The 13,600-nt window shown below is 73.2% G+C and carries 13 protein-coding genes; 12 read left to right on the top strand and 1 reads right to left on the bottom strand.

All coding sequences use genetic code 11. The annotated features are described in order from the left end of the window. Positions 1-95 precede the first annotated feature (95 nt). Positions 96-743 (bottom strand): ScbR family autoregulator-binding transcription factor, encoded by a 648-nt coding sequence (locus S1361_RS31350; RefSeq protein ID WP_208035251.1) that lies wholly within the window; start codon positions 741-743, stop codon positions 96-98. 187 nt (positions 744-930) lie between these two features. Between S1361_RS31350 and S1361_RS31345 the strand changes: the two genes are divergently transcribed. From S1361_RS31345 to S1361_RS31290, 12 genes are all read left to right on the top strand, one after another. Next, complete coding sequence (locus tag S1361_RS31345) at positions 931-1,920, top strand: ScbA/BarX family gamma-butyrolactone biosynthesis protein (protein ID WP_243769570.1); 990 nt, start codon at positions 931-933, stop codon at positions 1,918-1,920. Then, the gene (locus S1361_RS31340) at positions 1,914-3,161 is read left to right on the top strand and encodes an acyl-CoA dehydrogenase family protein (RefSeq protein ID WP_208035249.1); all 1,248 of its coding nucleotides are present in this window, start codon (positions 1,914-1,916) and stop codon (positions 3,159-3,161) included. The genes S1361_RS31345 and S1361_RS31340 overlap by 7 nt, the downstream gene beginning before the upstream one ends. Beyond that, positions 3,158-3,859 (top strand): HAD family hydrolase, encoded by a 702-nt coding sequence (locus tag S1361_RS31335; RefSeq protein ID WP_208035248.1) that lies wholly within the window; start codon positions 3,158-3,160, stop codon positions 3,857-3,859. The genes S1361_RS31340 and S1361_RS31335 overlap by 4 nt, the downstream gene beginning before the upstream one ends. Before the next feature lie 83 nt (positions 3,860-3,942). After that, entirely contained in the window at positions 3,943-4,572 is a 630-nt protein-coding gene (locus tag S1361_RS31330; protein ID WP_208035247.1) for a TetR/AcrR family transcriptional regulator, read from the top strand. A 114-nt stretch (positions 4,573-4,686) separates the two neighbouring features. Further along, positions 4,687-5,715 carry a LysR family transcriptional regulator gene (locus S1361_RS31325; protein WP_208035246.1) on the top strand — a complete coding sequence of 343 codons (1,029 nt, stop codon included), beginning with the start codon at positions 4,687-4,689 and terminating at the stop codon, positions 5,713-5,715. 324 nt (positions 5,716-6,039) lie between these two features. Beyond that, the gene (locus S1361_RS31320) at positions 6,040-7,035 is read left to right on the top strand and encodes an NAD(P)H-dependent flavin oxidoreductase (RefSeq protein ID WP_208035245.1); all 996 of its coding nucleotides are present in this window, start codon (positions 6,040-6,042) and stop codon (positions 7,033-7,035) included. Between the two features lie 43 nt (positions 7,036-7,078). Next, the gene (locus S1361_RS31315) at positions 7,079-7,669 is read left to right on the top strand and encodes a YciI family protein (RefSeq protein ID WP_208035244.1); all 591 of its coding nucleotides are present in this window, start codon (positions 7,079-7,081) and stop codon (positions 7,667-7,669) included. 47 nt (positions 7,670-7,716) lie between these two features. After that, positions 7,717-9,150 (top strand): FAD-binding protein, encoded by a 1,434-nt coding sequence (locus tag S1361_RS31310; RefSeq protein ID WP_208035243.1) that lies wholly within the window; start codon positions 7,717-7,719, stop codon positions 9,148-9,150. Positions 9,151-9,184: 34 nt separating this feature from the next. Continuing rightward, positions 9,185-10,120, top strand: a complete 936-nt coding sequence (locus S1361_RS31305; protein WP_208035242.1) for a beta/alpha barrel domain-containing protein — start codon at positions 9,185-9,187, stop codon at positions 10,118-10,120. After that, positions 10,117-10,932: an alpha/beta fold hydrolase gene (locus S1361_RS31300; protein ID WP_208035241.1), complete on the top strand. Its 816-nt coding sequence runs from the start codon at positions 10,117-10,119 to the stop codon at positions 10,930-10,932. The genes S1361_RS31305 and S1361_RS31300 overlap by 4 nt, the downstream gene beginning before the upstream one ends. Beyond that, positions 10,929-12,743 (top strand): isocitrate/isopropylmalate family dehydrogenase, encoded by a 1,815-nt coding sequence (locus tag S1361_RS39450; protein ID WP_243769364.1) that lies wholly within the window; start codon positions 10,929-10,931, stop codon positions 12,741-12,743. Before S1361_RS31300 ends, S1361_RS39450 begins: the two co-directional genes overlap by 4 nt. After that, the gene (locus tag S1361_RS31290) at positions 12,736-13,596 is read left to right on the top strand and encodes a DUF6282 family protein (RefSeq protein WP_208035240.1); all 861 of its coding nucleotides are present in this window, start codon (positions 12,736-12,738) and stop codon (positions 13,594-13,596) included. Before S1361_RS39450 ends, S1361_RS31290 begins: the two co-directional genes overlap by 8 nt. Positions 13,597-13,600 lie beyond the last annotated feature (4 nt).

Below are 13,600 nucleotides of genomic sequence, written 5' to 3'. Positions count from 1 at the left end.
CACGTCGGCCGCCCAGACCCGGCCACCGGCCTCCCGGCCCGAGGACCGGTCCCCCGCCCGAACCCCGGAAGCGTCAGTCGTCCCGGATTCCCCGGTCAGTCACCCCGGATCGACCGAAAGAGCAGCTCGCTCAGATCCCGCCACCGCTCCACGACGTCCGCGCGTCCGCTGAGGACGTCGGAGACGTGCTGGGAGCCGAAGAACGCCGAGACCAACGAGCGGGCGGCCCGGCCCGGTTCGACCCCGGGACGCAGCTCGCCCGCCTCCTGGGCGGAAGTGAGCAGGGACTCCAGCAGGGAGACCCAGCCGACGTAGGGCGTGGGCAGTTCGGCGTCGATCTGCGGGCGTTCGAGCTGCAACCGGGCGCCGGCCTGCACGATCACGTCGTCCTGGAACGCGATGGCCGCGCACTCGAGCATGCGCGCGGCGGTGTCCAGCGGTCCCCGGCCCTCCTTGGTGACCTCGTCGAGTATTTTCGGCCAACGCCCGTAGTGCTCCTCGACGATGGCCACCGCCAGGCTTTCCTTGGTCGGGTAGTGGAAGTACACGGCGCCCTTGGTCATCTCGACGCGGTCCGCCACGTCCTTGACCGACGTGTGGCGGAAGCCGCGCTCGGTGAACAGCTCCGCCGCCCCGATCAGGACCCGCAGACGCGTGCGGGCCGAGCGCTCCTGTTTGGGATCGGATCCCCTTCTGACCGTGGTTCTCGGCTGGGCGAACGCGGTCGCTTGCGGCTCTGACATGAGCGTCGCTTCCCTGTCCTCGGGCATGCTCGCGGATGCGGCGTGCGGCTCTGTGCGGTGACGAAAAATGACCCCCCAATATACCTTCCCGAAGGTATATTTCTTCGGAGTCGCCACGTACTGCGTCGGGACGATACCGGCGCCTGGAAGTCACGGCGACCAGGGGAGGAATCTACGCGTGTACGTCATGCCTGGGCTCGAAATGCGCACCGACCGACCGGGGCCTGAGCTCTACTGGGGGAGGCTGAACTTCGACCACCGCGTTCCGCGTGAGTCCGTTCACAAGGCGGCCGACGCGGAAGTGTTCCTGACGGACGCGGAGCGGCTCGGCGACGAACGCTTCGCGGTCGCCGCCGCGTGGCGCCGGGACCACTACCTCGGCCATCACGACGGCTGCGCGGCCGACCCGGTGCTGCTCGCGGAGACCGCCCGGCAGACCGCGATCCATCTGTCCCACCGTTTCCTCGACGTCCCGCACGGGATGCCGTTCGTGCTGAACGCGGTCACCGTCGACCTCACCGAGGCCCTGCCGCCGCTCGGCGCGCACGGCCTCGCCGTGGGACTCGACGTCGTCTGCCGCCCGCCCGCCGAGGGCGCGCGGCGCCTGCGCCTGGAACTCGAGGCCGACGTCCTGGTGCAACGCCGCCGCCTCGGGCGGGTGGGGGTGCACTGGGAGCCGATGGAGCCGCGCCGCTACGCCCTGCTGCGGCGGCGCGTGGAGCGGAGCCCGGAAGGGGAGCGGCCGCGTCCGGCGCCGCCGCGCGTGCCGCTGCCGCCGGCCCGTGTCGGCCAGCTCGCCGAACGGGACGTGCTCATCGAGGCCGACCCGCTGCGGGCGAACGGCTGGTGGCTGCGGCTCGACCAGGAGCACCCCGTGCTCTTCGACCACGAGTCGGATCACGTCCCGGGCATGGCGCTCGTGGAGGCGTTCCGGCAGGCGAGCCAGGTCGCCGCGGCCGACGGTGAGCCGGGCGCCGGCGCGGTGACCCTGATCGTCGTGCGGTTCACGGCGTTCGGCGAACTGGACGCGCCGGTGGCGATCATCGCCGAACCCGCCGAAGGCGGCGGACGCACCTTCACCGTCCGCGCCCGCCAGGGCGACCGTGAACTCGCCCGGGCCACGGTGCGCCGCGGTATGGCGGAACCCGCCCTGACCCGGCTGGACGCGGCATGCTGAGCGAACGGCCCGGCGTACGGCGCGATGACCCGCCCCTCGGCGAGGACATCGACCCCACGGGCGGGGAAACCGACCCCACGGGCGAGCGGATACCCGGCGGCGGGAGCGAGCAACGCGGGCCCGGCGACATGACCGACCGCCACCGCACGGACGGGCGGGACGGACTCGGCCGGCTCCTCGAGGTCGCCGGACAGGACGCACGCGGTGCCGACGAGCGGCGCCGGCTCGACCCGCGGGTCGCCGCCGCCGTCGTCGACGCGGGGTTCGCGCGTCACTTCGTCCCGGCCAAGTGGGGTGGGACGGCCGGGAGTTTCGCCCGGTTGCTCGCCGACGCCTCGGCCGTCGCGGAGGCCTGCGCCGCCACCGGTTGGTGCGCCGCCCTGTACGCGGCCCACGGCCGGCTCGCCGCCTATCTGCCCGAGCGGGGACAGCGGGAGGTGTGGGCGCACGGCCCGGACGTCCGTATCGCCGCGTCGGTCGTGCCGCCGCAGGGCAACGCCACGCCCGTGCCCGGCGGCTGGCGGCTCGACGGGGAGTGGCGGACGGCCAGCGGTGTCGACCACGCCGAGTGGGTGCTGCTGGCGTCCTGGACACCGGGGCTCGACGGCACCCGCGAGCACCGTCTCTTCGCCGTGCCGCGCGCGGAGTTGTCGGTCCGGGACACCTGGGACTCCGTCGGCCTGCGCGGGAGCGGCAGCAACAGCGTGACGGGGGAAGGGATCACCGTGCCCGCCCATCGGTCGTTCACCCTGGGCGCGTTGCTGCGCCCGCTGCCCGACGCCGCCCGCTGCCACCGCGTCCCGTATCCGATGGTCGCGGCGCCGATCTTCGCCGCGGCGGTGCTGGGGGCGGCCCGGGCGGCGCTGCGGGCCTGGACGGCCGAGTGCGTCCGGCCCGAGGCGCGCAGACCGGGCCAGGATCTGCTGCTGGCGTCGGCGTCCGCCCGCGTCCATGCGGCGGGCCTGCTGCTGGAGGGCACCGCCGTGCGCGCCGACCGGGGCGAGATCACGCCGCTCACGGTGGCCGAGAACCGCCGGGACGCGGCGACCGCGGCCGCCTGGTGCCGCGAGGCGGCGAACGACCTGTTCCACGCCTCTGGCATGCGCGGGCAGTCGCCGCACAGCCGGGTGCAGCGGGCCTGGCGGGACGTCACGACGGCCGCGTCCCACGGCGCGCTCGGCCTCGACGCGGCGGCCGACGCCTACGCGGACGCGGCTCTGGCGGGCGGGGACACGCGATGACGACGGTGGCCACGAGGACGCACCCCGCGCTCGCCTTCTTCGACGTCGACGAGACCGTGATCGCCGAGAAGAGCATGATCGTCTTCTGGGAACACTGGGTGAATCTGCATCCGGCCGGCATCGCCGCCCAGGCGCCCGGGCCGCCGGCCGGGGCGGTGGCGCCCGTCGACCGCGCGGAGCTGAACCGCCGGCACTACCGGCGTTACGCGGGCGTGCCCCTGGCCGCCCTGGAGGCGGCCGGCCAGGTCTGGTACGACGGCTACCGCCGCGGCGGAGCGGCCTTCGTGGCGCCCGTCGTCGAGGCCGTCGCCGCGCACCGTGCCGCCGGCCGCGAGGTGGTGCTGGTCTCGGGCTCGATGCGCCCGCTGCTGACCCCACTGGCAAGGGACGTGGGAGCCTCGACGATCCTGTGCACCGAACTGGTGGTGGGTGACGACGGGGTGCTGACGGGCGAGGTGCGCCGCCCGATGATCGGGGACGCCAAGGCGGAGGCCGCGGTCCGTCTCATGCGGGAGCGCGGCGCGGACCCCCGGGAGTGTTTCGCCTACGGCGACCACGAGAGCGACCTCGCCCTGCTGCGCGCGGTGGGCCGGCCCGTGGTGGTGGGCGATTCCCCCCAGCTGAACGAGGCCGCGGAGCGCTTCGGCTGGCCGGTGGCGCCCGCCCGCCTGGGGCCGTTGAGGGCGGAGAGCGCGTGAGGGGTCCGCGAGGCCGGAACGCGGCGAGAGCATTCCGCCCCGATGGTATGTATGTGCTCTCTTTCACGATGGAGGGCACAAACATGGCCACACAGGAACGGGCACGGCGGACCAGGGAGAAGGTGCTGACGGCCGCGGCCGAGGTGTTCGCCGCGCAGGGTTACGACAGGGCCACCCTCACCGCTGTGGCCGAGCGGATCGGCATGACGAAGGGCGCGCTCTACGGGCACTTCCCCTCGAAGCGGTCGCTGGCCGGGGCTCTCATCGACGAGTCCCGGCAGGCGTGGACGAGTCTGCGCACCGAGCACGACGCTCCGGGCGCCGACGCCGGGGGCGTCCTCGAACGGGTCGTCATGGGGTTCGCCGGGCGGCTGCAGACGGATGTGCGGCTGCGGGCGACGATCCGGCTCGCGGCCGACTGTCCGGCCCTGGCCCGGGCGCTCTACGACGTCCTCGCGGAGGTGCGCGTCGCGCTGACCGAACTGGTCCGCCGGGCGCAACGCGACAGCGGCTTCCCCGCGTACCCGCCGCGGCTCGTGGCCCATCTGCTGATGATCGTGATGTACGGGCTGCTCCAGGCGCCCGCGGGGTGTGCCGGCGACAACGGCACACCCGGCGGAGAGCCGTTGTGGCGGCTGCTGTTCACCGCCCTGTCGGGCGCGGAGGTGCCGGGCGCGGTACGCGAAGAGGACGAGGTCGTTTCCGGCCAGTAAAAAATACCTTCGAGAACGAATTGTTCTGTCATGCTGCACCGGGACCCCGGCGGGCGCCGGGCCGGGTGTGCATCCCTGCACGGGGCAGGGGTGGCAACGTTTGGGAGGAAGCGGATGAGCGTGCTGGACGAGTGGACGGGTCGGCGCGCAGCGGGGCGCGCGGACCTCGGCACACCAGGACCGGATCAGACGGACGACGTCGTGCTGCGCGCGATGACGGACGCACGTGACGTCGACGACTTCGACATGCGCCACCTTCGGTATTTCCTGACGGTGGTACGCGCCGGAACCGTATCGGCCGCGGCCCAGCAACTCCGGATTTCACAACCGAGCCTCAGTCAGCAAATTCGACGCCTGGAACAGCGCGTCGGCGCCCCCCTGTTCATTCGCAGTTCGCGCGGCGTTGAACTCACAAGCGGCGGCCGGGCCTTTCTCAGGGAAATCCAGGGGATTCCGGGCCAGCTGCGCTCGGCCATCGCCGCGGCCGCTCCCGCCCCGCGGATCTGGTCCGTCGGAGTGTGCGGCGGCGTGCCGGCGGACGTCCTCATCGAGGTGCAGAACGCGCTGTCCGGGAGCCGCCCGGACAGCGGCCGCACGGGGGAGGCGACCCTGCGCATGCGTCCGGCGGACGCGGCGGACCAGGGGGAACTGCTGCGCCACGGCGAGATCGCCTTCGGCATCGTGCGCCTGCCGATCCCGATGCCGCACGTGGTGCGCGCCGTGGTCCGCGACGAACCGCTCGGCGTCGTCATGGCGCGGGAGCATCCGCTCGCCGCACGCACCGACTTCACCTGGAGCGACCTCGACCGGCAGCGCCTGCTGTGGTACGAGGACGGCTGCGCGCCGGGCTTCGCCCAGACCGTGCCGGCGCAGCTGGCCCGGCTCGGCTGGAGCGCGGTGCTGCACCCGGTCAACCAGGACCAGGACGCGCTGTTCGTGCACGCCCTGCAGACCACCGGGGATCTCGTGGCCCTGCGTCCGCGGCGCGCGGTGGAGCGGGAACCGCACCTGGTCTGGCGACCCCTGCCCACGACCAGGCCGCCGCGCGAGCGCCTCGCCGTCATCACCGTCAGCGGCGGCCGCACCGCCCGCGTCCTGCGCGAGGTCTCGGCGCGGCACGGCTGGACGTTCCTCGCCGAGTAGCCCCCTGCCCCTGTCCGCGTGTGATCCCGGCCCCGGCCGGGATCACACGCTTTTTTGTTTCCGCAGCGATACGGCACGTGATGCGGCCACCGGTATAGGCGCCCGCTTATGGCTGGCATGCGGATTGCGTCTTGGACGGCCGTGGCCGACGGAGGCTAGCCTCTTGAACGTAAAACAGCACGGGCCTCTTCCGAAGCGGTTTCCCTTCCCGGAACCCCCCGTCTGTTTCTCGCGCGGAATTCAGTGTGGAATTCGCCGGCGCTTCTTTTCCTCCTCGGCCCGTCGGGCCGTGCCATGCCATCGAACCCGGACCAAGGGAGCATCGTGATCTCGACCAAGCTGACCGAGTTGCTGGGCATCGACCATCCGGTCGTCTGCGCCCCGATGGGTTCGGTGTCCGGCGGACGGCTCGCCGGCGCCGTGACCCGGGCGGGCGGCCTCGGCCTCGTCGGCGTCAGCTACGGCGACGCGGCGTTCATCGACGAGCACGTGGCCCAGGCCGCGGAGAACGGCGGTGTCTGGGGCGTCGGCTGCGTCATGTTCACCTTCGACGAGCGGCCCGGCCTGTGGGACAAGGTGCTCGGTTACGCCCCGCCGGTCATCGCCCTCTCCTTCGGTGACGCGGCGCAGGTCCACAAGTACGTGGCGTCCGCGGCCGACAGCGGGGCGCATGTCGTGGTGCAGGTGCACGACCCCGAGCAGGCCGCCGTCGCCGTACAGGCCGGGGCGTCGGTGCTCGTGGCCCAGGGCGCGGAGGCCGGCGGGCACCACGCGTCGCTGGCCACGCTGCCCCTCGTTCCCGCCGTACTCGACGTCGCCCAGGGGCAGGTGCCGGTGGTCGCGGCCGGCGGGTTCGCGGACGGCCGCGGGCTCGCCGCCGCCCTCGCGCTCGGCGCCGACGGCGTGATGATGGGCACCCGGTTCGCCGCCACCGAGGAGTCGCTGGCCACCGCCGGATTCAAGTCCCGTCTGGTCTCCGCGCGGACCGCGGACACCGTCAACACCCGGGCGTTCGACGTCGTGCGCGGCATCCCGTGGGACGAGGCCTACCAGGCCCGCTCCGTGAGCAACGACTTCACCCGCACCTGGACCGGCCGGGACGCCGAACTCGCCGCCCGCCGCGCCGCGGTGGAGCCCGAGTGGACCGCCGCCGTCGCCCGCGACGACACCAGCCAGCGCGCCATGTTCGCCGGCGAGATCCTCGACCTGATCGAGGACATCCAGCCGGCCGCCGAGGTGGTCCGGGGCGTCGTGGCCGACGCGGAGGCGATCCTCACCTCCCTCGCGCGGCGCACCGGCCGCCCCGCGAGCGCCGCCTGATCCGCTCCCTCCCCTCCCACCACGACCCGGTCAAGGACACCCCGTGATTCACGTACTGACCCTCACCTACCTCACCCCGCGCGAGACCGTCGTCGCGCACATGGCCGAGCACAAGGCCTGGCTGCGTGAGCACGCGGACCAGGGCCGCATCCTGCTCAGCGGCCCCCGGCCCGAGGGCGGCGCCGTCATCGTGACCGCCGACCTCGACGACGCCCAGGTGCGCGAGCTCATCGAGAGCGACCCCTGGCACAAGCTGGGCATCGCCTCCTACGAGCAGCTCGCCTTCGAGGGCCGCAACGCCAGCCCGGGTGTGATCACCGCCGCCGAGCCGGACGACAGCGTGCTGCTCATCAACGTCGCCACCACCGACGACGCCGCCGCGAGCGTGGCCGCGCTGGCCCGTGCCGTCGAGCACGTCTCCGTCACCGCCGACGGCTTCCGCGGCTCCCGCCTGCTGACCAGTGTCGACGGCGACGCCATCGTCAACCTCGCGGCCTGGACGGACCGGGAGCGGTTCGACGCGATCTTCGAGGACCCCGAGTTCATGCGCCGCTACGAGGCGTTCGCCGAGACCACGACCGGCGCCAAGTACCGGCTCTACCGCACGAGCCGGGTCATCACGCCGGGCCGCTGAGCAGCCTCCACCCCACCCAAGCCGCAGACCTCTTCCGAGGAGAAACCATGTCAGGCTCCACCACCCCGCCGCAGTACGACCTCATCGTCATCGGGTTCGGCGCCGCCGGCCTGTCGGCCGCGCTGTCCTTCGCCGAGGAAACCGAGGGCCGCAAGACGCCCGCCAAGATCGCCGTCCTGGAGCGGTCCGGCAAGGAGGAGCGCGGCGGCGCCACCCGCTGGACCGGCGCGTTCCTGCGGATCGACCAGGACCGGAAGCTGGACACCGACTGGGCCGAGCACGTCAGCCGGGTCTCCGGCGGCCTGGCGGACATCGAGTACTGCCGCACCGTCGAGCGCGAGACCCGGCAGACGCTGCAGTTCGTCGAGAAGCACGGCGTGGAGATCGCCTTCGAGGACTTCCCGCTGCCGCACACCTTCGACGGCGGCACCCCGTCCATGACCCCGCCGGCCAGCCCCCGCGGCGGCGGCGCCTCGATCGTCGAGCACCTCGGCGCCGCCCTGGAGAACGACCCGCGCGTCGACATCCGTTACGAGACGGAGGCACTGCGCCTGACGACCTCGGACGACGGCCGCGTCGACGGCGTGCTGGTGCGCACCGCCGACGGCCGCACCCAGCGGCTCACCGGCCACGCCGTCGTCCTGGCCTGTGGCGGCTTCGAGGGCAACGCCGAGATGCTCACCCGCTACGTCGGCGACAAGGCCTGCGACCTGCCGCTGATCGCGCCCGGCATCACCAACAACCGCGGTGACGCGCTGCGGATGGCCCTGGAGCTGGGCGCCGACACCGCCGGCCAGTTCGACGGCATCCACGCCGAGCCCGTCGACCGCCGCACCCGCAAGGCCGACGCCGTCCTGTACGGCTTCAGCACCGGCATCTTCGTCAACGCGAAGATGGAACGCTTCTTCGACGAGGGCCGCGACACCTGGGACAACACCTTCGAGCACGTCGGTTACGAGATCTGGAAGAACCAGGACCAGGAGGCGTACTGGATCGCCGACGCCAAGACGCTCGCCATCCCCGGCATCACGAACGCCTGGCTCAGCGACGTGCCGCCGGAGCAGGCGGAGACCCTGGAGGAGCTCGCCGGGAAGCTCGGCATCGACGCCGAGGGCTTGGAGAAGACCGTCGCCGAGTTCAACGCGGCCGTCGGGCCCGGTGAGTTCGACCCGACCCGCCTCGACGGCAAGGCCACGGTGGGCATCGAGCCGAAGAAGTCCAACTGGGCCACGCCGCTGGACACCGCGCCCTTCATCGGCGTACCGCTCACCGCCGCCATCTGCTTCACCTACGGCGGCATCCGCACCGACCTGGACGGCCGGGTGGTCACCCCGTCCGGCACCGCCATCCCCGGCCTGTACGCGGCGGGCGAGGCCACCGGTCTCTTCTACCACGCCTATCCGCCGGCCACGTCCGTGCTGCGCTCGCTGATCTTCGGCCGGCTCGCCGCCCGCCATGCCGCCGCCCAGCAGTCCGTCTGAACCCGGATCAGCCCCGAACTCACCTGGAGGAACCATGAGTATCGTCAATATCGACGTCACCCTCCGCGACGGCGGGTACCGCAACGGTTTCAACTTCCCCCTCGACTACGCCCTCAAGCACGCCCGGCTCAGCGTCGAGTCCGGCTTCGACTGGGTCGAGATCGCCTACCGCAAGGGCTCGCTCCTGCCGATCCCGAACCTCGGGCTGACCGGCCGCGGCGACGACGAGTTCATCGCCGCCGTGGCCCGGGAGATCGGCGCCGGCCGGGTGGCGATGATCCTGCACCCGAAGAACATCACCGAGCACGACCTGCCCGCCATGTACGCCGCCGGGGCCCGCCTGGTCCGCATCATCCTGCCGTCCCAGGGCTACGAACGCGGCCTTGAGTACATACGGCAGGCCAAGGACGTCGGGTTCACCGTCGGCGTGAACTTCGCCCGGATCAGCAAGTGGTCGGGCCGGGCCATCGTCGAGGTGGCGACCGCCGCCACCGACGCCGGCGCCGAGTGCGTCTATCTGGCCGACTCCAACGGCAGCCTCTCCCCCGTCGACACCACCGACCTCACCACGCTGACCAAGTCGGTCACCGGGGGCCCGGTCGGTCTGCACGCCCACAACAACCTGGGGCTCGCCCTGGCCAACGCGATCAGCGCGGTCGCCGCGGGCGCCACCTGGATCGACTCCTCCATCCAGGGCATGGGCAAGGGCCCGGGCAACCTCATCGCCGAGCAGTGGCTGGCCCACCTGGACCGCACCGACCCCGAGTCCGCCGCCCGCCTCCACCTGGGCCCGGCCCTGGAGCTGGCGGACCTGCTCCTGGCCACCATCCCCGAGGGCACCCCCTCCCTGCCGCTGCCCGACCTGGTCCTGGGCCGCTACGACCTGCCGGTCGAGCACCGCAAGGACCTGCTGGGCGGCAGCCACCGTGAGGGCATCGCCACCGCACGCACCCTCGCCACCGTCCGGTGACCCAGGCCCCACTCGCTGTGCCGGCGGCGGTCTTCGCACCCCAGGCCCCCGCCGGCCCGGCACACGCCCCGGTCTCCGACCCCGAGGCCCCCGCCGGCCCGGCGCACGCCCTGGTCTTCGCCCCTGTCACCCCGCGCTGGGACGGTGGAGCGTTCTTCACGCCCGTCACCCGGGTGCTGGCCGGCGCGGGCCTGCGGGTCACCGTCGTCGACACGCTCGCCGCGTGGGACGAGGAGACCGACTCGCTGGACTCCTTCGCGGCCCGCTGGCGGACGCTGCTCCCCCGGTTCGGCCCCGTGGACCTCCTGTGCGGGAACGCGCTGGGCGGCGCGCTGGCCCAGGCCCTGCTCCCGGACCTCGCCCCCGGCACGGCGGCGCTGCTCGTCTCCGGGCCGGCCCGCAGCGACGCCCTCCTGGAGGCCAGGCTCACGGAGATCGCCGATCTGGCCGCGGGCGGCCGCTCCGACGCCGCCCTGGCCCTGCTGAACCGGCGCGTCCAGCCGCGGGGCCACCGCACCGACCCGGCCGGCGACGGTCCCGCACCGCACGATCCGAGCGCCGGGCGCCGGCTCGCCGCCGGACTGCGGATGCTGCGCGGCATCGACGTGAGCGACGCGGTGCGGGCCCACCCGGGTCCGCTGCTGCAGATCGTCGGAAGCCACTCGCAGCTCGTCACCCAGCGCCACACCGCGGCGGCACCGCACCACCGGGTGGCCGTCATCGAGGGGGCCGGCATGCGCCCCCACTTCGAACGCACCGCGGAAGTGTCCGCCCTGGTCGGATCCTTCCTGCGACAGAAGGGACTCACATGAAGAGCGTCGCTGTCCTGCCCGGCGACGGCATCGGACCGGAGGTGACGTCCGCGGCCCTGGACGTCGTGGACCAGCTCGGCCTCCCCCTCGACCTGCGCTTCGGCGAGATCGGCTGGGAGTGCTGGCGCCAGGAGGGCGACCCGGTCCCGCAGCGCACCTGGAAGCTGTTGGAGGAGACCGACACCTGCCTGCTCGGCGCGATCACCAGCAAGCCGCTGCGCGAGGCCGAGGCCGAACTCCCCGACGGCCTGCGCGGCACCGGACTCACCTTCGTCTCCCCCGTCATCCAGCTGCGCCAGCGGCTGGGCCTGTACGCCAACGTCCGCCCGGTCGCCGACCTGGCCGACGGGCGCTTCGACTTCACCGTGATCCGGGAGAACACCGAGGGCCTGTACGCCGGGTTCGACTTCCACGGCGTGGACGACGCCCTGTGGAACGTGGTCGGCGGCCACCCCAACGCCCAGGTGTCCGGCCCGGGGGCGACCAGCGTCACGCTGCGCCTGCAGACCGAGTTCGGCATGGACCGGCTGCTGCGGTACGGATTCGCCCACGCCCGATCGCGCGGCTACACCCGGCTCACCCTGGTCGACAAGCCCAACGTGCTCCGGCACAGCAGCAACCACCTGCGGGAACGCCTCGAACTGGTCGCGGCCGACTACTCCGACATCGAGACCGAGATCCTCAACGTCGACGCGGTCGCCCTGTGGATGGTGCGCAGGCCCGAACGGTTCGGCGTGCTGGTCGCGGAGAACATGTTCGGCGACATCCTCTCCGACCTCGGCGCGGGCGTCATGGGCGGCCTCGGCCTCGCCCCCAGCGGCAACATCGGCGACCACGGCAGCTACTTCGAGCCCGTGCACGGCAGCGCTCCCGGCATGGCCGGACAGGGCCGCGCCAACCCCATGGCGATGATGCTGGCCGTGGCCCAGATGCTCGACCACCTGGACCTGTCCGTCCCCGCCGACGAACTCAGGGCGGCGGTGCGCACGGTCGCCACCCGGCGTACGGCCGTCACCTACGACATGGGCGGCACCAGCGGCACACGCGAGGTCGCGCAGGCCGTCGCCGACGAACTGGCCCAGCGCTCCCGGGAGTCCGGCGCCGAGGGGGCCGACGTCGAGGAGTCCTGCGCCGAGAGGGACGTGGTGGCGCGGCTCGCCAGTCTCGACACCGCGTCCGTCTCCGACGCGCTGGACAGCCTGGGGGTCGGCGGCGTCCTCGCCCAGATCGCCGCGCGCGTGCCCGGTGCCCGCGCCGCCGGCCGCGCGTTCACCGTGACCTACCGGCCCGTCGACGGTGACGGCACCGGCTTCCGCAACGCGGCCAACTACCTGGACGACGTACCCGAGGGGTCCTTCGTGGTCGTCGACAACGGCGGCAGCACCACCTGCACCAACTGGGGTTCGCTGCTGACGAGGCTGGCGCAGCGGCGCGGTATACGCGGCACCGCCCTGCACGGCTCGGCGCGCGACATCGCCGAGATCCGCGCCGCCGGATACCCGCTGTTCAGCACCGGCGTCACCATGGTCAGCGGCAAGAACCGGGTGGAGCTCGCCGCGACCGGACGGGACGTCGTCATCGGGGACGTCACCGTACGGCCCGGAGACATCGTCGTCGCCGACGACAACGGGGCCCTGGTGGTACCGGCCGAGCACGCCGCCGAGGTCGCGGACCGGGCGGAACGCGTGGAGCGGACCGAGGGCGCGATCGCCGAGGCGGTCGGCGCGGGCCTGCGCCTCGACGAGGCCCGGCGCCGGTTCGGCTACGCCAGGCCCTGGGACGGTGGCGGCGCCCGGCCCGGCCATGCTTGAGCCGGCGGGACGCGTGGTGGTGGACGTCCACTACCACGCGGGCCCCGATCTGTACCGCCGCCGCCTCACCTCGGCCGGCGCGGGCCGTGCGTACGCGGAGGCCGGCGGCTGGGTCGTCCTCAAGAGCCATCTCACCTCTACCGCCGCCCGCGCCTGGGAGGCCCGCGAGGAGGGGCTGCCGGTCTCCGGCACGCTCGTCCTGAACGAACTGGCCGGCGGGGTCCGGCCCCGGGCCGTGGAACAGGCGGTCTACGCCCACGGCCCGGACAGCCCCGCCCGCCTCGTCGTCCACCTGCCGACGCTGACCGGCCCCGCGCATACCTCGGCCCTGCGCCGCACCCCCTTCCACCCGCTGCTCGACACCGGCCGGTGGCGAGCCTCCGGGGTCCTCGACGCCGACGGGCGACTGCGCCCGGACGTGCGCGAGGTCCTGCGGGCGGCCCGCGACCTGCCCGTCGCCGTGGCGACCGGGCACTGCGACCGGGAGGCGGCCCTGCGCGTCGTGGACGAGGCCGTACGCCTCGGCGTGCCGCGCCTGCTCCTCACGCACGCCACCCACCCCATGTCGGGCTTCACCCCCGACGACCTCACCGATCTGCGCGAAGTGCCCGGCCTGTACGTCGAGATCACCGCGCTGACGCTGCTGCTGGGGCACCGCGACGCCGGGCACCTCGGGCAGGTCGTGCGCGCCCACCCGCGGGTGGTGTTCAGCTCCGACCTCGGACAGCCCGATCAGCCGGGCGTGAAGGAGTGGCTCGGCCTGAGCGCGCAATGGTTCCGGGCCGCACAGCTCACGGGCCCGGAGATCGCGGCCGTCACCCGGACCAACCCCGCGAACCTGCTGGCTCCGTGAAGAG

The sequence above is a fragment of the Streptomyces cyanogenus genome (assembly GCF_017526105.1).
GTDB lineage: Bacteria > Actinomycetota > Actinomycetes > Streptomycetales > Streptomycetaceae > Streptomyces > Streptomyces cyanogenus.
Note: the sequence above shows the minus strand (reverse complement) of the source record. Positions and strands in the feature narration are given on the sequence as shown.